This is a genomic window from Pseudonocardia sp. ICBG1293 (assembly GCF_020131355.1).
Classification (GTDB): domain Bacteria; phylum Actinomycetota; class Actinomycetes; order Mycobacteriales; family Pseudonocardiaceae; genus Pseudonocardia.
The window spans coordinates 50,100-69,580 of sequence record NZ_JAHLEL010000040.1; the positions used below are offsets into that span (position 1 = coordinate 50,100).

Sequence of the window (19,481 nt, forward strand, 5' to 3'; positions counted from 1 at the left end):
TGGACGTCCCGGACGATCCTGCGGTGTCGCCGCACGAGACGGTCGCCGATCCGGGTTCGCCCGCGCGCGCCGTCACCGGCCCGTCGCCGCGGACACGCCCACGGTCCCACCGGGATCGACGGACGCCGCGGCCGACCGTGCCGCGCCGAGCCGCTCCAGTGCCACCCGGCTCCGCTCGTCGGCCGCCCGGTGGACGACGACGACCTGGTCCGGGTCGTGGAGCGGCGCGAGCACCTCGAAGTCGGTGGCGATCGTCCCGAGGTCGGGGTGCCGGATGACCTTGTGCCCCCGGCCGGAGAGCGGGACGTCGGGCTCGGACCACCACCGTGCGACGTCCTCACGGGCCAGGCACTCGGCGATCAGCGCCCTCAGCCCCGGGTCCTCGGGGTGCTTCGCCCAGGCCAGGCGCAGGTGGGCCACCCCCTCGCGGACCACCTGCTCCTGGTCCATGTAGGACTCGCGCAGGCGCGGGTGCAGCAGGCACAACCGGACCGCGTTGCGCTGCGCCGGCGCCACGGTGGCGAAGTCCAGCATCAGGCCCGCCATCGCGCCGTTCCAGTCCAGGATGTCGTAGCGATGGTTCAGCAGCATGGCCGGCCGTGGCGAGAGGTCGGCGACCAGCCGGACCAGCGCCGGCGCGGCGGTCGTGGTGGGCCCGTCGGGCTCACGCGGCCCCCGCCGGGAGAGGCCGAAGAGGTAGGCGCGCTCGTCGGGGGCGAGTCGCAGTGCCCGGGCCAGCGCCTCGACGACCTCGGTCGACGGGCGCAGGCCACGGGCCTGCTCGAGCCGCACGACGTAGTCGATGCTGATCCCCGCGAGCTCGGCGACCTCCTCGCGGCGCAGACCCGGCGTCCGCCGGGTCCGGCGACGCGGGGGCAGGCCGGCGTCCTGGGGGCTCAGTCCCTCGCGGCGCGCACGCAGGAAGACGGCCAGCTCCCGGGTCGCGTCGACGGTGCCGGTGATCACGACCGGTCCAACCCCGGGACCGACGACCGGTATTCCTGGGATGATCCTTCCCTGGTCCGAGGCCCGCGACGGGGCCACCGTGGTGGTCGATCCCGATCACCACGGAGGAGAGATCATGGCACTCACGCTGGACACCTACCGGTTGCTGGGCCGCTCCGGCCTACGTGTCTCGCCACTGGCGCTGGGCACCGCGACGTTCGGCACCGAGTGGGGCTGGGGCGCGGAGAAGGACCAGGCCCGCGCGCTGTTCGACACCTACGTCGAGCACGGCGGCAACTTCCTCGACACCGCACCGACCTACACCGACGGCAGCTCGGAACGGCTCCTGGGCGAGTTCCTCCGGGGCCGACGGGACCGCTTCGTCGTCGCGACGAAGTACACGACGCTGCGTACCGCCGACGACCCCAACTCCGGCGGACCGCACCGCAAGAACCTGTTCGCCTCGGTCGAGGCCAGCCTGCGTGCGCTGGACACCGACTACATCGATCTCCTCCACCTGCACGTCTGGGACTCCACGACCCCCGTCGAGGAGGTCCTGCGCGGCCTGGACGACCTGGTCCGGACGGGGAAGGTGCACTACGTGGCGATGTCCAACGTGCCCGCCTGGCAGGTCTCGCGCATGCAGGCCGTCGCCGACCTGCGCGGCTGGACCCCCCTGGTCGCCCTGCAGCCCGAGTACAGCCTGATCAACCGGGCCGCCGAACGCGACCTCCTGCCGATGGCCCGGGAGATGGGGCTGGGGGTCACCCCGTTCTCCCCGATCGGGGGCGGTGTGCTCGCCGGCCGGTACACCCGGGCCGACCTGGCGGGGAGCGGGTCACCGGCACGACCGGGGGCGAGCAACCGCAAGAGCGTCAACGCCGCCCTCGGCATGGTCACCGAGCGGAGCCTGGCCATCGCCGAGGTCGTGCAGGACATCGCGACCGAGACCGGCCGCCTGCCGGCCCAGATCGCGCTGGCCTGGGTCCTGCAGGTGCGGGGGGTCGTGGCCCCGATCGTCGGTGCCCGCACCACCGAGCAGCTGCGGGGCAACCTCGACGCGCTGCAGGTCGAGCTCACCACCGAGCAGCTGGCCCGCCTCGACGCGGTCAGCGCCGTCGAGCTCGGCTCGCCGCACGACCTGCTCGCCGGTGACCACGGCCGCGCCGCCACCGCAGGCACCCTGACGATCGAGCGGCGACGCCCGTGAGTCGCGTGCGGCGTACCGACGCGCCCCGCGGAGCGCTCGCCACGGACACCTACGACGGCCGGCGTGCGGTGGTCACCGGCGGCAGCCACGGCATCGGACTCGCGATCGCCCGGCTCCTGGTGGAGCGAGGAGCCCGCGTGATCGTGACCGGTCGCTCGCAACCGGCGCTCGACGACGCACGGGCCGCACTCGGGGACTCCGCGCTGGCGGTCCGCGGCGACGTCTCCACCCCGGCGGACCTCGACGCGCTGGCCGACCGGGTGCGGACGCGGTTCGGCGGTCTCGACGCCGTCTTCGTCAACGCCGGGACCGCCCGTGCCGCGCCCCTGGAGACCGTCACCGAGCAGGAGTACGACGAGGTGAACGCGACCAACGTCAGGGGCGCCTACTTCACCGTGCAGAAGCTCCTGCCCCTGCTCGGCGACGGGGCCGGGATCGTGCTGACGACCTCGGTGGCCCACCTGGCCGGCATCCGGGGCACCAGCGTCTACTCCGCGGGCAAGGCGGCCCTGCGCTCGATGACGCGCACCTTCGCCGCCGAGCTCGCCGACCGGGGTGTGCGGGTCAACGCGGTCAGCCCGGGCCCGATCGCGACGGGCACCCTGGAGACGACGATGAGCGCCGAGGCCGCAGCGGAGTTCGTCGCGCAGCGGGTCGCCGAGAACCCCCTGCAGCGCCTGGGAACACCCCGGGAGGTGGCTCTCGCGGCGGCGTTCCTCGCCTTCGACGCGACCTACACCACCGGCGCGGAGCTCACCGTCGACGGCGGCGTCTCCCAGCTGTGAACGGGCGGCCTAGTGTTCCGCCCCGTCGCCACCCAGCGCCCGCAGCACCGTGCGGACGAGGAGGTCGATCCTCGCCGGGGTCGGGTCCTCGTCCGGTCCGGACCGTGGCGGGAGCGCGGGTGAGTCCGCGGACAACCCGTTCACCTCGTCCAGCAGCGCCAGGTAGACCCGCCGGCACCAGACGGGATCCGCCGCGGTGACGGCGCCGGACTCGCGCAGCCGCACGAACAGCCGGTCGAGCCCGTCCTGCACCTCCGGGGTCATGGCGGCGGTCAGCCGGATGGCGAACCGGTGGCTCAGCTTGAGCTCGAAGACGATCTCGGTCACCCGGCGCAACGCGAACAGCGGCGGTGCCGAGTCGACCCGCGCCTCGGCGAGTCCGCGCCGGTAGCGTTCGCTCAGCTGCTCCGCCAGCGCGTCCAGCAGGGCGGCCCGCGAGGTGAAACGCCGGTGGACGGTGGCCCGGGACAGCTGAGCGTGATCGGCGATGCGCTCCAGGGAGGCGGTCTCGTCCGCCGCGAGGACGACCTCCGCGGCCTCGAGGATGCGAGCGGTGCTGCGTTCGGCGTCGCTCCGCGTGCGGCGGACCGCCCTGGTACCGGTCACCGCACCACACCTCCGCTGCCCGTCCGCCTCATCTGCACCACGAGGGTGCCACAACCGAGCGAAGTGCGACAAGCTCTTCCCAGTTCGGTGCCCGGCTCTCCCCCTACCCGGACACGCCGAGCATGCCCCGGACACACTCCAGCTGCCCGAGGGCCGCCAGTCGCAGGCTGCGCTCCCGGTCCGGCTCCCGGGTGGCGGCCTTGGCCCACGCGAGCGCGGCGCGCGGGGCGGCGGCCAGCGTCTCGGCGTAGGCCGTCGCCTCGGCCACGACCGTCCCGGCCGGAACGGCTCGGAGCGCCAGGCCGAGCTCCGCGGCCTGTGCACCGGTCAGCGACCGCGCGGTGAGGATCAGGTCCAGCGCGCGTTCGAGCCCGATCAGGCGGGGCAGGTCGACCGTCGCCCCCAGATCCGGGACGGCGCCGCGGCCGACCTCGGCCACGGCGAGGGTGGCGTCGTCGGCCACGATCCGGACGTCGCAGGCCAGGGCGAGCTGCAGACCGGCCCCGACGGCGACCCCGTGCACGGCGGCGACCACGGGGAACGGCGCCCGGGCGATCCACCCGAACCCCTGCTGCGCCTCGGCGATCAGCTCCTGCGCCCGGTCGTCGGGGGCGTGGGCGACCCGGTGCAGGAACCCCTGCGGTTCGAGCTCGGCCAGATCCAGCCCGGAGCTGAACGACGGCCCGTCCCCCAGCAGGACGACCGCCCGCACGTCCTGGTCGGCGGACAGCTCCGCCCCCGCGGCCCGCAGCTCCGACCACAGCTGCGGGCCCTGGGCGTTGTGCCTCCCGGGACGGTCGAGGACGATCCGGGCGACCGGGCCCGCCCGCTCGACCCGCAGCACGCTCACGGCGCGCCCACGATCGTCACCGAGGCAGCCGCGGCGTCCGGACCGATGTAGCCCCCGGCGTTCTCCGCCAGCCCGAGGCGCGCCCCCTCCACCTGCCGGGCTCCGCACCGTCCCCGTACCTGGTCGACGAGCTCCACGAGCTGGCCCAGCCCGGTGGCGCCGACCGGGTGCCCCTTGCTGCCCAGCCCGCCGCTGGGGTTGATCGGCAACGCTCCCCCGAGTGCGGTCGTCCCGGCACGCAGCAGCGCCGGGGCCCCGCCCGGCTCGCAGAGCCCGAGTTCCTCCATGACGATCAGCTCGGCCGGGGAGGCGGCGTCGTGGCACTCGACCACGTCGAGGTCGGCAGGTCCCAGACCGGCCATCTCGTAGGCGCGACGTGCGGTGTCCGGCACGAGCTCGCCGTAGACGCCGGGCCGGGCCGCCCCGATCACCGTGGCGAGCAGGCGCGCCGGCTGCGCGCCCCAGCGGGCGGCGATCTCCGGTGTGGTGATCACCGCGGCGGCGGCGCCGTCGGACATCGGCGCGCACATCGGCAGCGTCAGGTCACCACTGATCGGGCGGGCGGCCAGTACCTCCTCGACGGTCAGCACGCCCCCGTACTGCGCCTTCGGGTTCAGCGCCCCGTGCGCGTGGTTCTTCACCGCGACCCGGGCGAAGTCCGCCTGCGTCGCGTCCGTGCGATCGCGGTACCAGCGCGCGAAGCGCGCGTAGATGTCCATGAACACCGACCCGGTGCCCGCGTCGCCGAGGTCGGCGGTGATCTCGGGCAGCCGGTCCTGGTCCAGCGCGGCGGTCATCACCGCGAAGGCGCGGCTGCGGTCCTCGTGGTTGAGCTTCTCGGCGCCGACGGCGACCGCGACGTCCACCTGGCCCGCCGCCACGGCCAACCAGGCCTGGTTCACGGCCGTGGACCCGGACGCGCAGGCGTTCTCGACGTTGATGAGCGGGATGCCCTCCAGGCCGCTGCCCCGCACGGCGTGCTGCCCACGGACCGACTCCTGGCCGTGGATGATCCCGGCACCGCTGTTGCTGTAGTACACGATCCCGGCCGCGTCGGGCGTCGTACCCGCGTCGGTCAGGGCCGCGCCGACGGCCTCGGTGACCAGCGAGGCGAACGTGCGGTCCAGGAACCGCCCGAAGCGGGTCATGCCCACCCCGGCGACGACGACGTCCCTCATGCCCCGGCCACCGGTGACGGCGCGGGCAGTGGCTCCTCGGTCATGGTTCTGACTCCTCTCCTGGGGTACCGGGTGTCCGTCGACCCGGCGGTCACGGCCCGTCCGTGCGGTCCCGCAGCACCTTCTTGTCGATCTTGCCGACCGCGGTGGTCGGGAGCTCGGGGACGAAGACGACCGACTTGGGTGCGTGCACGGGTCCCTTCCGCGCACGGACGAGGGCGATCAGCTCCTCCGCGGTCGCGCTCGCCCGCCCGCGCAGCACCACGTAGGCCCGCACCGCCTCGCCCCAGCGGTCGTCCGGGACCCCGACCACCGCGGACCCGGCGACACCGGGGTGGCCGTCCAGGACGTCCTCGACCTCGCGGGGATAGACGTTGAAGCCGCCGGTGATGACCATGTCCTTCGCGCGGTCGACGATGTGCAGGAACCCGCGCTCGTCGAACCGCCCGACGTCCCCGGTGTGCAGCCAGCCGCCCCGCAGGGCCTGCGCCGTCTCCTCGGGGAGGCCCAGGTACCCGGTCATCACGCCGCGGGAGCGCACGACGATCTCGCCGCGCTCGCCGGGGGCCACCTCCCGGCCGTCGGGGCCGTGCAACGCCAGCAGGACCCCGGACGCGGGGCGCCCGCACGAGGTCAGCTGCCCGGCCACGTGCTCGTCGGGACGCAGCGCGGCGATGAACCCGCCCGCCTCGGTCTGGGCGTAGCCCTGCAGGAGCACCGGGCCCAGGACGTCCTGGGCCTGTTCGAGCAGCGCCGGGGATGCGGGCGCCGCGCCGTAGGCGAAGGTGCGCAGGGCGCCGAGGTCGTACCGCCCGGCCCGGGCGGTCCCGACGAGCGCGCCGAGCATGGTGGGCACCCCGAAGGCGTAGCTGATGTGCTCGTCCTGCACCGTCCGCAGGAAGGCGTCGGGGTCGAACGACTCGTGCAGCACCACGCAGCCGCCCCGCAGCAGGGTCGGCAGCAGCGGGAGCACGGCGGCGTGGGTGATCGGCGCCGCGGCGAGGTAGCGCGGCCGCTCGGGCACGCCGTAGGAGGCCAGCCAGGACAGCGCCTGCTGGGCGAGGGCCCGCTGCGGGAGCATGACGCCCTTGGGCCGCCCCGTGGTCCCACCCGTGTACTGCAGCCATGCGGTGTCCTCGGGCTCGATCGCCGGGTCCCGGGCCAGGCGCCCGCCGCGCTCGGCGGCGCAGGCCGCCCCGAGGTCGCGGCCGAGCTCGCAGGGCCCGATCGTCAGCACCGTGCGCACACTCGGGGCGCGTTCGCTCACCGCCGCCCCGACCTCGGCGACACGCGGATGGACCAGGAGCAGCGCCACCCCGGCGTCGTCGCAGAGGCGGACGTGGTCCTCGACCGACCCCAGGGGGTGCAACCCGCTGAAGGTGGCCCCCACCAGGTAGGCGGCTGCCTGGAGCAGCCAGGCCTCGGGCACGTTCGGGCTGAGCGCGGCGACCGCCGACCCCCGGCCGATCCCGTGCCGGACGAGTACCTGCACGAGGCGGGCCGTGAGGTCGCCGGCCTCGGCGTAGGTCATCCGGCGGTCCCCGTGGACGAAGGCCTCCCGGTCGCCGTGGCGCCCGAGGGCCTCCACGACCAGGTCGGCGTAGAGCGCGCCCTCCGCGGCCGCCGGGGTCATCGTGTGCCCGCCAGGGCCTCCAGCAGGGCGGTCCGGTCGCCGAACGGTGCCACGATCATCGTGTCGACGCCCGCGGCCTCGTAGGCGGCCAGCTTCCTCTCCAGCGTCGCCGGGGTCGCCGCCAGCGACACCAGGTCGATCAGCTCGGTGGTCAGGGCGGCCTCGGCGCCGGTGCGGTCGCCGGCCAGGAAGCGCTCCTGGCAGGCCAGCGCACTGGCGGCGTGGCCGTAGCGCACGGCGAGCTCGGTGTAGAAGTTCTTGTCCTTGCCCCGTTACCTTCTTGATCAAGCCCGCTGAGGGCTTGCAGGCCGCCGGCCGCGGTATGACTGACTGCCCCTGTCGCCCGATGATCTGGGGGGTGTTGTCGCCGTGGCCGGAGGGCGCCAACGACCGCTGATAGAGACCTGACCCGTGTGGTCTGCTCGTAACGTGGCTGCCGGCGCGGGTGCTCGTGGTCGGCCTGCCGCGACGAGAAGGGAGCGGCGGTTGCCCGATCCTGACCAGCACCCGACCGGGTTCGCGGTGTTCTGCGGCCTGGACGTGGGCAAGTCCGAACACCACGCCTGCGCGGTCGACACCAACGGGAAGCGGGTGCACGACAAGGCCCTGCCCAACGACGAATCGGCGCTGCGCACCGTGCTGTCCGGGCTGGCCGAGCACGGCGCGGTGCTGATGGTCATCGACCAGCCCGCCTCGATCGGAGCGCTGGCCATCGCCGTCGCTCGTGATCTGGGGATCACGGTGGCCTACCTGCCCGGGCTGGCGATGCGCCGCATCGCCGACCTGCATCCCGGGCAGGCCAAGACCGACGCCCGCGACGCCCACGTGATCGCCGAGGCCGCCCGGACGATGCCGCACACCCTGCGCCGGGTCGGCACCGACGACGAGACCCTCGCCGAACTCACTGTGCTCGCCGGTTACGACGATGACCTGGCTGGGCAGAGCACCCGGCTGACGAACCGGCTGCGCGACGCCCTGCTGCATGTTCATCCCGCCCTGGAACGCCTGCTCGGGCCACGCCTGGACCGCGGTGGCGTGCTCGACCTGCTCGCGGCCGCGCCCACCCCGCAAGCCCTGCGAGAGCTCGGCGCTGACGGGATCGCCGAGACGATGCGGGCCCGGTCGCCTCGACTGGCCCGCACCCTTCCCGCCCAGATCCTGACCTCGCTCGACGCCCAGAGCCTGACCGTTCCCGGCACGGCCGCGTTCGCCCGTGTCATCACCGGCGTCGCCGGGCAGCTGCGCCAGGTCCACACCGAACGCGACCAGCTCGCCGACGAGCTCGAAGCCCGCCTGGAGGCCCACCCTCTTGGACCGGTCCTGACCTCGATGCCCGGACTCGGGGTCAGGACCGCCATCAAGATCCTCACCATCGTCGGCGACGGCTCCGGGTTCCCCACCGCCGGGCACCTCGCCGCTTACGCCGGCCTCGCCCCAGTCACCCGCCGCTCCGGCACCTCGATCAAAGGCGAAACCCGATCCCAGCGCGGCAACCACGCCCTGAAATCCGCGCTGTTCCTGTCCGCATTCGCCGCCCTGGCCGACCCCGCCAGCCGCGCCTACTACGACCGCAAACGAGCCGCCGGCAAACGACACAACGCCGCCCTGATCTGCCTCGCCCGACGCCGCACCGACGTCATCTACGCCATGCTCCGCGACCGCCGCCCCTACAACCCGCCCACGGTCAACAACCCCGATCCAGAACTCGCCGCCGCTTGACGAACCCATAGAGACACCCCCCATGCCGCCCAGGTAGAACGCGATCATCGGCCGGACCAGGTCCCGCGCGACGTCCGGATCCCGGTGGAGCGCGGCGGGGACGGTCGGGGCGATCGTCATCTCCGACCGGTCGCGCCCGGCCGCGGCCAGCCCCCGCAGCAGGGGCTCGGTGAGCATGTCGGCGTGGTCCGGGCTGAACAGGAACGGCAGCCATCCGTCGGCGATCTCGCCGCACTGCGCCACGGTGCGGGGCCCGCTCACGCCCAGGTAGATCGGGATCCGGTCCTGGACCGGGCCACCGCCGAGCATCTTCAGCTCCTTGCCGAGGCCGAGCCCGTCCGGGGTCGGGATCGTCCACTCGCGGCCCTGGTAGGACAGCCGCTCGCCGCTGCACGCGAGCCGGATGATCTCGACGTACTCGCGGGTCCGCCGCAGGGGGGCGGTGAACGGGACCCCGTACCAGCCCTCGGACACCTGGGGGCCGGACAGGCCGAGGCCCAGCAGGGCACGCCCGCCCGAGATCCGGTCGAGGGTCGCGGCGGCGGTGGCCGCGGCGGCGGGCTGCCGGGCCGGGATCTGCAGGATCCCGGTGCCCAGGCGGATCTGCTCGGTCACCGCCGAGAGCGCACCCAGGAGGGCGACCGCCTCCTGGCCGTACCCCTCGGCGACCCACACCGAGTCGAACCCGAGCCCGTCCGCGGTGCGCGCCAGCGCGACCTGCTCGTCGTAGGTGAACCAGGGCCAGTAGGCGACGGACACGCCGAAGCGCATGGGATGCCTCCGATGTCAGAGTTGGACGACGACCTTGCCGAGCGCCCGCCGTTCGTCGACCACGGCCAGCGCCTCGGCCGCCCGGTCCAGCGGGAACGTCGCGCCCACCACCGGGGCCACCGCCCCCTGCCGGATGAGGGGCACGATGTCGGACCACTGCCCGGTGACGACACCGGGCTCGGCGAACGCGGGGGCGCCCCACCCGACGCCGCGGACGTCGGTGTTGGTCAGCAGCAGCCGGTTGACCTTCACCGTCGGGATCTCCCCCGCGGTGAACCCCACCACGAGCAGGCGGCCGCCCCGGGGGCGCAGGCAGCGCAGCGAGTCGGTGAAGCGGTCGCCACCGACCGGGTCGACCAGCACGTCGACCCCGCGGCCGCCCGTGAGCTCGACGACCCGGGACCGGAAGTCCGCCACGTCGGCGACGTCGTCCGCGCCCAGCCTGCGGGCGAGGTCGGCCTTCTCCGGCGTGGAGGTGACGGCGATGACCCGGGCCCCGTGGGCAGCGGCCAGCTGCACCGTCGCGCTGCCCACCCCGCCGCTCGCACCGTGCACCAGCACGGTCTCGCCGGGTCGCAGGCCGCCGCGCTCGTGCAGGGTGAAGTGTGCGGTGAGGTAGTTGACGGGCAGGCAGGCGCCCTCGGCGAAGTCCAGCTCGTCCGGCAGGGGCAGGACCAGGTGCGTCGGCACCGCCACCACCTCGGCGTACGCCCCGGACTGCATCAGGGCGACCACCCGGTCCCCCGGCTCCAGCGCGGACGAGGCCGGTGCGCTGCGGACGACTCCGGCGACCTCGCCGCCGAGCGTGAACGGCGGCTCGAACCGGTTCTGGTAGAGCCCGCGCGTGTGCAGCACGTCCGGGAACGCCACACCTGCCGCCCGCACCTCGATCACCACGTCGTGTGGTCCGGCGACCGGCTCGGCGACCTCGCGGCAGCGCACGGCCGCCGGCCCGTCGAACCCCAGAACCTGCACTGCGCGCACGGTCGGCCTCCTCGCCTCGGTACGAGCATGCATTCTAACTAACCAGTACGTCAAGGCTCTTCCCCCTGCGGCGGGCGACCGTGACGGGGAGCCCGGACGACGGTCGTGCACGGCGTCCCGGCACCCGGACGGCGGCCGGAGGACCTCACCGTCCGCGTCGGAGCGCACGTCCGCCACGTCGTGTCCGACGGCCGCCGCGCCGCCGCGGACGGGTACCCGGCACCGACCGGCCGCGGCACGGCGACACCGCGGAACGAGGCCTCTCGGAACGAGGCCCCGCCGACGACGTCGCGCATTCTGCAGGAGCACCGCGGTACCGCCGAGAATCGTCGGAGGCCGATCGACGGCGTCCGGATCGGGATACGGATCGCCGAGCGGGAACCGATCGCAGGAATGACTCTCCACGACGGGTGCGGGTTCGGGGCGGTCGGCAACGGACCACCGCACGAATCGTGGCCTCCCATTCACGGAACGCCGATGCGGCGGAGGCACGACACCCGCCGGAGCGCGTGCGCAACCTGGGGCGGGCCCGCCGCGGCCCGTGGCCCCGGGGCACCGGCACCCCGTGCCCACTGCAGGCGAGCCGTCGATCTCCACCCGGTCGAGGACATCCGGATCGACCGGCCTGCTCTAGCATGACCGCATGTCTGAATTTGCCGTCGGCGACACGGTGCAGATCACCGCGCAGTCCATGAAGGGCAATGTGGGAACCGTGGTCCATCTGGACGAGAAGAGGGGGAAATATCTCGTCCGTATCAGCGCGGTGACCCAGAACTACTTCACCGCAGAAGAACTGGAGAAGTTCACCGCGACGAGCTGAGCTCGACCGGCGGGGGCCTCCGTCGTCGCCCCCGCCGGTCGTCGACCGCGAACGCTAGCCGGGCCCTGCCGCGATCCGCGGGCCGACGATCCGCTCACCACCGTCGAGCACCAGGGTCTCCCCGGTGACCCACCCGGCCCCGGCGGAGGCGAGCCAGCACACCGCGTCCGCCACCTCCTCGACCCGGCCCGTACGCCCCAGGAGCGTGGCGGAGCCAGCGGCCCCCTCGCGGCCCTCCCACAGCGCCCGGGACAGTGCGGTACGGACGACGCCCGGGGCGACCGCGGTGACGCGCACTCCGGGAGCCAACTCCGCGGCGAGCTGCCGGGTGAGGTGCACGAGGGCGGCTTTCGAGGCGCCGTAGACGCCGAGACCGGGCGCGGCGAGGTAGGCCCCGACGGACGCGACGTTCACCACCACGCCCCCGTGCTCGCGCATCCAGGCCCGCCAGGCCACCCCGGTCCACAGTGCCGGAGCCCAGAGGTTGACCTCGAGCGTCTTCAGGAACCGCCCGCGGTCCTGGTCGACGACCGGCCCGTAGGCGGGGTTGGTGCCGGCGTTGTTGACCAGCACGTCGAGCGAACCGAAGGTCGACAGCGCGAAGTCGGCACACGCCTGCGCGGCGTCCGGGTCGGCCGAGTGGGCACCGAAGCCCCGGACCCTCTCGGAGCCCAGCCCCTCGGCGACGGCACGGGCCGACTCCTCGGACCGGCTCGTGAGGATCACCGAAGCCCCCCTGGCCAGCAGCGCGCGGACCACGGCCAGCCCGATCCCGCGCGACCCACCGGTGACCACGGCCGTACGCCCGTCGAACCCGTCGGTCATCGTCGCCCCACCGTGTCCTCCAGGTAGCGGGCGGTCCACCCGTCCTCGATGCGCCGGCACCACATCGTCAGCACCTCGTCGAGATCGGTGTCCGCGATGCGCACGAGACCGTCGTGGCGGAGCTGTCGTGCGGTCAGCGCGAAGGCGTCGGCAGGCGCCGAGGTCCCCATCCCGCCGGCGACCGCGATCGCACGGTCGAGCACGACCGACCCGTCGGTCACCTCGTCGACGAGGCCGAGGTCCCGGGCCTCGCCGGGCCCGTAGGTCGTCGCCCCGAGGACCACACGACGCAGCGCGGGCTCGCCCACCCGATGGCGCAGCACCTCCAACGCGGACTGCGGGAACGCGACACCGACGGCGAGCTCGGGGACACCGAACCGGCCCCGGCCCTCCGCCATGACGACATGGTCCGCGGCGGCGGCCAGTACCGCCCCGCCCGCGATCGCGTGCCCGCCGACCGCCGCCACGAACGGCACCTCGAGCTCGAAGACGGTGCGGAAGAGCGTGTCGAGCGCCGGGAGGAACTCCCGGACGTAGGCCGTCCCGCCGTCCAGCAGCCGACGGAGGTCGACACCGGCGGAGAACGCCCGCCCGGAACCGGTCACCACGACGGGGCCGTCCACGTCCCGCAGCCCGGCGGTCAGCGCCCGACACAGCTCGAGGTCCATCGCGTTGACCGGACCGTGGCCGATCGTCAGCACCGTCACCCCGTCGCGATGCTCTGTGGTGATCATCGGCTCGGCTCCAGGACGACCTTGCCGACCCCGTCCGTACGACCGGCGAGCACGGCGTAGGCGGCGGGCCCCTCGGACAGCCCGAGCCGGTGGGTGACCAGCCAGTCGGGCGCGAGCCTGCCCGCGGCGGCCAGTGCGACGAGGACCGGGAGCTCCCGCTGGGCCGAGCAGAGACCGATCGCGAACTCCAGCTCCTTGGTCTGCGCGGCCTCCATCCGGAAGGGGAAGGCACCGGTGCGGCTCACCCCGACCCTGCTCACCCGTCCCGCCTGCGTCGCCGCGCTCACCGCGAGGGCGATGGTCTCGTCCGCCCCCACCGCCTCGACCACGGCGTTGCAGCCCCGCCCCCCGGTCAGTTCCCGGATCGAGGCCTTCGGATCGCCCGGGTCGACGGGTTCGGCCCCCTGGGCGACGGCCCACGCCCGCCGGTGGTCGACCGGGTCGACGGCCAGCACCCGGGAGGCACCCATCAGGAAGGCGGAGAGGACCGCCAGCTGACCGACCGGCCCGAGCCCGATCACGGCGACGACGTCACCCGGCGCGATCCGGGCGCGCCGGGCCCCGTACCAGGCCGTCGGGGCGTTGTCGCACAACAGCAGAGCGGTGTCGTCGCTGATGCCGTCGGGAACGGCGACCAGGTTCACGTCCGCGTGCGGGACGGCCACGGCCTCGGCCTGGGCCCCGGGCAGCCGGCTGCTCATCCCGTAGCAGTACTCCTTCCACGGCGCACGCCGGTGGTCGCAGGCCGCGACGTGCCCGCGCGCGCACGGCACGCACAGGACGCACCCGATCGACGCCGGGAGCAGCACGCGGTCCCCCACGCGGAACCGCCGGACGTCGCCACCGAGCTCGACGACCTCGCCGACCGCCTCGTGGCCGACGCAGTAGCCCGTGTCGTCGCTGAACCCGTGTCCGGCGTAGATGTGCAGGTCGCTGCCGCACACCCCGGCCGCGCCCACCCGTACCACCGCACCGAGCCCGTCGGCGGGCTCCGGGTCCGGGACGGTGTCGACCCCGACGTCGAGCGGCCCGCGGTAGGTCAGGGCCCGCACTCAGCCACCCACGCCCGGGATGTGGACGCCGCCGTCGAACCCGACGCCGAGCAGCACCGACGCGGACTGCTGCCGCAGGTGCTTGACCTCCTCGTACTCGGGGCTGTTCCACCACCGGTCGAACTCCGCCTCGTCCGCGAACTCGAGCAGGACCACCACGTCCGGTGCGGCCTCGCCCTCGATCACCTTGTGCCCGGCGCTCGCGCTGAGCGGCGTGCACCGGTAGCCGGCGAGAGTGGCGGCGGTCTGCTGCTGGTACCGGACGAAGACCTCCGCGTCGTGCGTCCGCAGCGCGGCCAGCATGTAGTAGCTCATGGGTGCTCCCGGGTCAGGGGGTTCTGGGGCTGGAGGACGATCCCGGCACCCGGCGACGGGAGCGGCAGGATCGGGCCGGGCACCGACAGCCCGTCCACACGACCCACGATCTCGCCGTTCTCGACCTTCGCCCCGCGGTCGTGGCCGGGCAGGACGAAGGTGGCCTTGTTCAGCACCTTCTTGATGGCGGCGACCTCCTGGCGGAGTGAGCCGGTGAAATTGTTGGAGACCTGCGGCTCGAGGAACCCGTTCTGCATCAGCCCCTGCACCGCCTGGTCCTCGATGTCGTAGAGGATGTCCCCGCAGATCGCGGCCTCCCCCTCGCCGGTGTCGACGTAGACCACCAGGGAGCCCTCCGTGTGCCCGCCCGCGTACTCGCACCGCACGCCCGGTGCGACGGTCACCGGCTCCGTCAGCTCGAGGTCCAGCCAGCGCATCGCCCCCGGGGCGTGCGTCCGGTCGATCAGGTGCTTGAGGTCCTCGGGCGCGTACCCGAGCCCCTGCAGACCGCCCGCGGCGAACTCCATCTCCGTGCGGTTGACCACCACCGGGGTGGTGAGCGGGAACTCGTCGATGTGGCCTGCGTGGTCCATGTGCAGGTGGGTCTGGACGACCGCTCCCACGTCCTCGACCGCCACGCCGTAGCGGTCGAGCTGGGCCGCCAGGGAGTTCTCCTCGCGCAGGTCCGGCACGAACCCGACGCGCGCCATGACGTCGTCGTCGCGGAAACCGGTGTCGACGACGATCGGCTTCTCCCCGCCCAGGATCAGGTAGCCGTGGACGGGTGCGCTGACCAGCGTGCCCGGCGTCCGGTGCTTGACGAAGAACAGCGAGTCGGTGGCCGCCCGCCCCAGCTCCAGGGTGTGCACGGTGAGGGCCATCGCTCAGCCCTCCCCGTGGGCCACGACGACCTCGGTGCGGACCAGGACGCCGGTGTCCGGATCGGCGAACTCGGCCACCGTCACGCCGTCCCGCGGCGAGCACCACTGGCCGAGCTCGGCCAGCCGCGCGGCGGCGGGGCCGCGCCGGACCGCGTGCGCTCCCTCGCGGGGCCAGCTCCGGCGTTCGGCCCGGATCGCGTGCCGCCGGGCGGTGGTGGCGGTCGCGTCGGCCGCGCCGTCCTGCACGACCACGCCGTACGCCATGTCCGCCGCGGCCACGCTGAGCAGCCCGGCCCGGACGTCCGCGGCCACCGCACCCGGCTCCCGCTCCAGCGGGTCGCCGTACCCACCGCCACCGCCGGACCGCAGGGTGACGACGTCCCCCGGCCCGACGATCATGCCGAACTGCTTGCCCTGCAACGCCTGCGGCGGTGCGTCGAGCTCGTCGACCGAGGCGGGTATCCGCCCCTGCGCCAGCGCCCGGTCCACGCCGGCGCCGTGGGTGAGGGTGAACCGGCTCGACGTGCCCGGATAACCTCCGGAAGTGCCGTTCGGCGGGACCTGCCAGCAGGACAGCATGGTGTGCTCCTGGCCGCCGGTCGTGTACCAGGGCGTCCACGCGAGGTCGAGGCCGGCGCCGCCACGGAACCTGCCGGGACCGCCCGAGTTCTGGTTGAGCCGGCGCCACAGGTACAGGATCGGGTAGGCGAACTCGTTGATCTCGATGTCGGGCAACGAGTTCTGCGGCTGGGCGAGCGCGCCGCTCACGTCCATCCCGTCGCCGACCGGCTGGGCCCCGGCCCCGCCGGACCCACCGTTCATGTCCGGGAACGGCACCAGCGTGCCGTTCTCGTCCGGGGCGTAGAAGAAGCCCGCGCACCACGAGTCCTGCCACGAGGCCATCACGTGGTCCCGGATGAAGGGGTCCGCGGCCTTCGCCTGGGCCTCACCGAGCAGCCGGGTGACCACCCGGCTGACCCGGAAGCCGGTCTCGAGGTGGCCCGACGACACCGGGGCGGGCATCGTCACGTCACAGATCGTGCCCGGGGTGGTCCGGACCTCCAGCGGGCGCAGCGTGCCCTGGTTGATGGGCAGGTCGGGGAACAGGGTCATCAGCGCCGGGGACACGGCGCTGCCCATGGTGATCGCCGCGCTGCAGTTGACGAAGCCGTCGGTCTGCGGGGCGGACCCGGTGAAGTCGAACGTCAGGTGGTCGTCGTCCACCGTCAGCGTGCACGCCACCGGGTAGAGGTCGTTGGTGTGCCCGTTGTGCTCCTCGTACTCCACCGCCGAGTAGACGCCGTCGGGAAGCTCCCGGATGCGGTCACGGACGGCCTGCTCGGCGAGGTCCTTCGCCACCTCGACGTAGTGGCGGTAGGTCTCGACGCCGTACTCCCCGACGAGCGCGTTGATCCGGTCGTCGCAGCGGTTGCAGGCGGCGATGAAGCAGCGGATGTCGCCCAGCACCATGTCGGGGACGCGGATGTTGGTCTCGATGATCCGCCAGATGTCGTCGATGATCGTGCCCTCGGACACGATCTTCACCCCCGGCAGGCGCAGCGCCTCGCCGTAGGTCTCGGTCGCCATCGGGGCCATGGAACCGGGCGCGAAGCCGCCGAAGTCGTTGACGTGCGCCTCGGCCCAGCACCAGGCGACGATCTCGTCGCCGACGAAGATCGGCCGGACCACGCCGACGTCGACCTGGTGGGCGTTGCCGGTGGTGAACGGGTCGTTGCAGATGAACACGTCGCCGGGGCGGATGTTCTCCCGTGGTGTGGTCGCCAGGATGTGCTTCACCGCCTGGCGGGCGGTGCCCATGTAGATGGTGATGTAGCCCGCGTAGCAGACGATGTCGCCCTCGGCGTCGGAGATGAACGTCGAGAAGTCGACGGCCTCGGCGATGACCGGGCTGCCCGAGGCCCGCATCATCACCACGCCCATCTCGTGGGCGATGTTCTGCAGGGCCTTCGAGAAGATCTCGATCGTGACCGGGTCGTCGACGACCTGCTCGGTCCAGGCGGTCAGGTCGCTCATCGCGCGGTCCTTCCGGTGTCGGTCGTCGTGGTGTGGGTCCTCGTGGTGTCGGTCAGGACGTAGTTGCTCCAGGGGTCGACCCGCAGCGTCCAGCCCGGCGGGACCTGGATGGTGGTCAGCGGGTGCTCGACGACGGCGGGCCCGACGATCTCGGCTCCCGCGGGGGCGTCGCCCGCCTCGTAGACGCCGAGCTCGGTCTCCTCGCCGACCAGGGGCAGGAAGACCCGCCGGGAACCGCGGGGCTCCACCACCGGCGGGACGGCAGGCAGCTCCGCGGGCCTCGGCTGCAGGGCGGCGACCCTGCCCGTGGCCGTGACACGGATGGACATGAGGACGATCGGCGCGCCCGTCCAGGCGGTGCCGCTGCCGTACTCGGTCTCGTAGAGCGCCGGGAACGCCTCCCGCGCGCCGGTCAGGTCGGCCTCGGTGAGGTCGTCCGTGCGCGGGATGGGGACCGGGAGCTCCCACTGCTGGCCGAGGTACTTGAACGCGCCCTCCCACTCCACCTCGATGTCGTCGTCGGCGTAGCCGGCCGCCGTCAGCGCGCCGACCAGCGTCCCGTCGAGCTCGCGCAGGCCGGCGGCGACGTGGGTGACGTCGCCGCCGGCCCAGGCGGTGGACCGTGCCTGCGTGCGGACGTCGTCGGAGTTGAGCAGGCCGTAGGCGGAGAACACCGCGGCGTCCGCGGGGATGACGACCTTCCCGATGCCCGCGGTGCGCGCGATGTCGGCGGCGAAGATCCCCAGCGCACCGCCGTAGGCGACCATGGCGAAGGTGCGGGGGTCGTGTCCGCGTTCGACGGTCACCGTGCGGACGGCGTTGCTCATGTTGGCCGTGACCATCCGGTAGATCGCGGCGGCGCCGCGCACGGCGTCGACGCCGAGGGGTGTGGCGACCTCCCGCTCGACGGCCGCGCGCGCCGGACCGACCGACAGCTCGCGACGGCCGCCGAGGAACGCGTGCGGGTCGAGGAACCCGAGCACGGCCGACGCGTCGGTGACGGTGGGCAGGCTGCCACCCTTGCCGTAGCAGACCGGGCCGGGCTCGGCGCCCGCGCTGTGCGGACCGACCTGCGGGATCCCGCGGGCGTCGATCCAGGCCACGGAGCCGCCGCCCGCGCCGATCGGCAGGACGTCGATCTTCGACAGCGCCGTCAGGAACTGGTCGCGCAGCATCACCCGCTCGGTCACCAGGGGCGCGGTGCCCTGCAGGACCGAGACGTCGAAGGAGGTACCGCCCATGTCGGCGGTGACCACGTCGGCGATGCCGAGGCGCCGTGCGAGCGCCTGCGCCCCGATGACGCCGCCCGCCGGTCCGGAGTCGATCAACGTGATGGGCCTGTCCCGGGCCTCGTCGGCCGTCAGCGTCCCGCCGAAGCCCTGCATGAACGCCACCGGCACGCGCAGGCCGCGGTCGGCGAGCTCGCGCTCGATCCGCCCGGTGTACTCGGCGACACGGATGCCGGTGAAGGCGTTGAGGACGGTCGTCATCGTGCGCTCGTACTCCCGGATGACCGGGTGCAGCCGCGACGCCACGCTGACGAAGATCTCGGGGTGCTCCTTCTCGACGATCGAGGCGAGCAGCTCCTCGTGGGACGGCTCGAGGAACCCCCAGAGCAGCGAGATCGCGATCGCCTCCACCCCGGTGTCCACCAGCTCGGTGACGGCGCGGCGGGCCTCGTCCTCGGTCAGCGCGACGACCGCGCGGCCCTTCCGGTCGATGCGCTCGGTCACCTCGACGACGAGCTCGCGCGGCACGATCTGCGGGAGGGCGAGCTGTCGGTGGTGGTCCCGGTGCGCGTTGCGCGCCGAGCGGGCCACCAGCAGGTTGTCGCCGAACCCCGCGGTCGTGAGGAGGCCGACCTTCGCGCCGCGGAGCTCCGCGACCGCGTTGGTCACGACCGTGGTCCCGTTCACGAACCGGGTCGTGCCGGCGAGCACGTCGGAGAGGTCCGAACCGATCCGGCCCGCCAGGTTCTGCAGCGCCGCCAGGAGGCCGACCGACAGGTCGTGGGGTGTCGTGTCGGACTTGTCCGAGTGGACGGCGCCCGTGCTGTCGACGGCGGTGACGTCGGTGAACGTGCCACCGATGTCGCAGCCGATCTGGTATTCCACCGCGGGACTCACGTCGTCGTGTCCT

Annotated in this window: 18 protein-coding genes and 1 pseudogene; 4 read left to right on the forward strand and 15 right to left on the reverse strand. The window is 73.5% G+C overall.

Going from position 1 to position 19,481, the window contains the following annotated elements; translation table 11 throughout:
- Window positions 1–72: 72 nt before the first annotated feature.
- Window positions 73–966 (reverse strand): helix-turn-helix transcriptional regulator, encoded by an 894-nt coding sequence (locus KPF47_RS18490; protein WP_224390009.1) that lies wholly within the window; start codon window positions 964–966, stop codon window positions 73–75.
- A gap of 115 nt (window positions 967–1,081) precedes the next feature.
- Between KPF47_RS18490 and KPF47_RS18495 the strand changes: the two genes are divergently transcribed.
- Window positions 1,082–2,155 (forward strand): aldo/keto reductase, encoded by a 1,074-nt coding sequence (locus KPF47_RS18495; RefSeq protein WP_224390010.1) that lies wholly within the window; start codon window positions 1,082–1,084, stop codon window positions 2,153–2,155.
- Window positions 2,152–2,940, forward strand: coding sequence for an SDR family oxidoreductase (locus tag KPF47_RS18500; protein WP_224390011.1), 789 nt, complete (start codon window positions 2,152–2,154; stop codon window positions 2,938–2,940). Before KPF47_RS18495 ends, KPF47_RS18500 begins: the two co-directional genes overlap by 4 nt.
- 9 nt (window positions 2,941–2,949) lie before the next feature.
- Here the strand turns inward: KPF47_RS18500 and KPF47_RS18505 are convergent, their stop codons facing one another.
- The 5 genes from KPF47_RS18505 to KPF47_RS18525 all read right to left on the reverse strand — a co-directional run bounded on the left by KPF47_RS18505 (window position 2,950) and on the right by KPF47_RS18525 (window position 7,443).
- Window positions 2,950–3,546 (reverse strand): TetR/AcrR family transcriptional regulator, encoded by a 597-nt coding sequence (locus KPF47_RS18505; RefSeq protein WP_224390012.1) that lies wholly within the window; start codon window positions 3,544–3,546, stop codon window positions 2,950–2,952.
- A 103-nt stretch (window positions 3,547–3,649) separates the two neighbouring features.
- Window positions 3,650–4,396 carry an enoyl-CoA hydratase/isomerase family protein gene (locus tag KPF47_RS18510; protein WP_224390013.1) on the reverse strand — a complete coding sequence of 249 codons (747 nt, stop codon included), beginning with the start codon at window positions 4,394–4,396 and terminating at the stop codon, window positions 3,650–3,652.
- Entirely contained in the window at window positions 4,393–5,574 is a 1,182-nt protein-coding gene (locus tag KPF47_RS18515; RefSeq protein ID WP_224390014.1) for a thiolase family protein, read from the reverse strand. Before KPF47_RS18515 ends, KPF47_RS18510 begins: the two co-directional genes overlap by 4 nt.
- Before the next feature lie 91 nt (window positions 5,575–5,665).
- Complete coding sequence (locus tag KPF47_RS18520) at window positions 5,666–7,207, reverse strand: AMP-binding protein (protein ID WP_224390187.1); 1,542 nt, start codon at window positions 7,205–7,207, stop codon at window positions 5,666–5,668.
- Window positions 7,204–7,443 (reverse strand): hypothetical protein, encoded by a 240-nt coding sequence (locus KPF47_RS18525; protein WP_224390015.1) that lies wholly within the window; start codon window positions 7,441–7,443, stop codon window positions 7,204–7,206. The genes KPF47_RS18520 and KPF47_RS18525 overlap by 4 nt, the downstream gene beginning before the upstream one ends.
- Before the next feature lie 250 nt (window positions 7,444–7,693).
- Between KPF47_RS18525 and KPF47_RS18530 the strand changes: the two genes are divergently transcribed.
- Window positions 7,694–8,926 (forward strand): IS110 family transposase, encoded by a 1,233-nt coding sequence (locus tag KPF47_RS18530; RefSeq protein ID WP_224386690.1) that lies wholly within the window; start codon window positions 7,694–7,696, stop codon window positions 8,924–8,926.
- Between the two features lie 45 nt (window positions 8,927–8,971).
- Here KPF47_RS18530 and KPF47_RS41005 read toward each other — a convergent pair.
- Together KPF47_RS41005 and KPF47_RS18540 are read right to left on the reverse strand one after the other, a co-directional pair.
- Window positions 8,972–9,697 (reverse strand): annotated as a pseudogene (locus KPF47_RS41005) (LLM class flavin-dependent oxidoreductase); the annotation flags it as partial.
- A 15-nt stretch (window positions 9,698–9,712) separates the two neighbouring features.
- Window positions 9,713–10,681, reverse strand: coding sequence for an NADPH:quinone oxidoreductase family protein (locus KPF47_RS18540; RefSeq protein WP_224390016.1), 969 nt, complete (start codon window positions 10,679–10,681; stop codon window positions 9,713–9,715).
- 643 nt (window positions 10,682–11,324) lie between these two features.
- On the opposite strand from KPF47_RS18540, the gene KPF47_RS18545 reads away from it, so the two are divergent.
- Window positions 11,325–11,501, forward strand: a complete 177-nt coding sequence (locus KPF47_RS18545) for a hypothetical protein (RefSeq protein ID WP_224390017.1) — start codon at window positions 11,325–11,327, stop codon at window positions 11,499–11,501.
- Between the two features lie 54 nt (window positions 11,502–11,555).
- Here the strand turns inward: KPF47_RS18545 and KPF47_RS18550 are convergent, their stop codons facing one another.
- Genes KPF47_RS18550 through KPF47_RS18580 form a run of 7 tightly spaced genes read right to left on the reverse strand, consistent with a single transcriptional unit; the run spans window position 11,556 to window position 19,468 of the window.
- Entirely contained in the window at window positions 11,556–12,326 is a 771-nt protein-coding gene (locus tag KPF47_RS18550) for an SDR family oxidoreductase (RefSeq protein WP_224390018.1), read from the reverse strand.
- Window positions 12,323–13,060 carry an enoyl-CoA hydratase/isomerase family protein gene (locus tag KPF47_RS18555; RefSeq protein WP_224390019.1) on the reverse strand — a complete coding sequence of 246 codons (738 nt, stop codon included), beginning with the start codon at window positions 13,058–13,060 and terminating at the stop codon, window positions 12,323–12,325. The genes KPF47_RS18550 and KPF47_RS18555 overlap by 4 nt, the downstream gene beginning before the upstream one ends.
- Entirely contained in the window at window positions 13,057–14,112 is a 1,056-nt protein-coding gene (locus KPF47_RS40215; RefSeq protein ID WP_224390020.1) for an alcohol dehydrogenase catalytic domain-containing protein, read from the reverse strand. Before KPF47_RS40215 ends, KPF47_RS18555 begins: the two co-directional genes overlap by 4 nt.
- Window positions 14,113–14,427: a DUF1330 domain-containing protein gene (locus KPF47_RS18565; protein WP_224390021.1), complete on the reverse strand. Its 315-nt coding sequence runs from the start codon at window positions 14,425–14,427 to the stop codon at window positions 14,113–14,115.
- Window positions 14,424–15,308: an N-acyl homoserine lactonase family protein gene (locus KPF47_RS18570; RefSeq protein WP_224390022.1), complete on the reverse strand. Its 885-nt coding sequence runs from the start codon at window positions 15,306–15,308 to the stop codon at window positions 14,424–14,426. The genes KPF47_RS18565 and KPF47_RS18570 overlap by 4 nt, the downstream gene beginning before the upstream one ends.
- A gap of 3 nt (window positions 15,309–15,311) precedes the next feature.
- Entirely contained in the window at window positions 15,312–17,342 is a 2,031-nt protein-coding gene (locus tag KPF47_RS18575) for a hydantoinase B/oxoprolinase family protein (RefSeq protein ID WP_224390023.1), read from the reverse strand.
- Entirely contained in the window at window positions 17,339–19,468 is a 2,130-nt protein-coding gene (locus KPF47_RS18580; protein ID WP_224390024.1) for a hydantoinase/oxoprolinase family protein, read from the reverse strand. The genes KPF47_RS18575 and KPF47_RS18580 overlap by 4 nt, the downstream gene beginning before the upstream one ends.
- Window positions 19,469–19,481 lie beyond the last annotated feature (13 nt).

Bases quoted from the DNA above. Each gene is read 5' to 3' on its own strand.
- KPF47_RS18570 (WP_224390022.1), bottom strand. From the start codon at position 15,308: ATGGCCCTCACCGTGCACACCCTGGAGCTGGGGCGGGCGGCCACCGAC.
- KPF47_RS18545 (WP_224390017.1), top strand. From the start codon at position 11,325: ATGTCTGAATTTGCCGTCGGCGACACGGTGCAGATCACCGCGCAGTCC.
- KPF47_RS18515 (WP_224390014.1), bottom strand. From the start codon at position 5,574: ATGAGGGACGTCGTCGTCGCCGGGGTGGGCATGACCCGCTTCGGGCGG.
- KPF47_RS18520 (WP_224390187.1), bottom strand. From the start codon at position 7,207: ATGACCCCGGCGGCCGCGGAGGGCGCGCTCTACGCCGACCTGGTCGTG.
- KPF47_RS18555 (WP_224390019.1), bottom strand. From the start codon at position 13,060: ATGATCACCACAGAGCATCGCGACGGGGTGACGGTGCTGACGATCGGC.
- KPF47_RS18565 (WP_224390021.1), bottom strand. From the start codon at position 14,427: ATGAGCTACTACATGCTGGCCGCGCTGCGGACGCACGACGCGGAGGTC.
- KPF47_RS18575 (WP_224390023.1), bottom strand. From the start codon at position 17,342: ATGAGCGACCTGACCGCCTGGACCGAGCAGGTCGTCGACGACCCGGTC.
- KPF47_RS18550 (WP_224390018.1), bottom strand. From the start codon at position 12,326: ATGACCGACGGGTTCGACGGGCGTACGGCCGTGGTCACCGGTGGGTCG.
- KPF47_RS18495 (WP_224390010.1), top strand. From the start codon at position 1,082: ATGGCACTCACGCTGGACACCTACCGGTTGCTGGGCCGCTCCGGCCTA.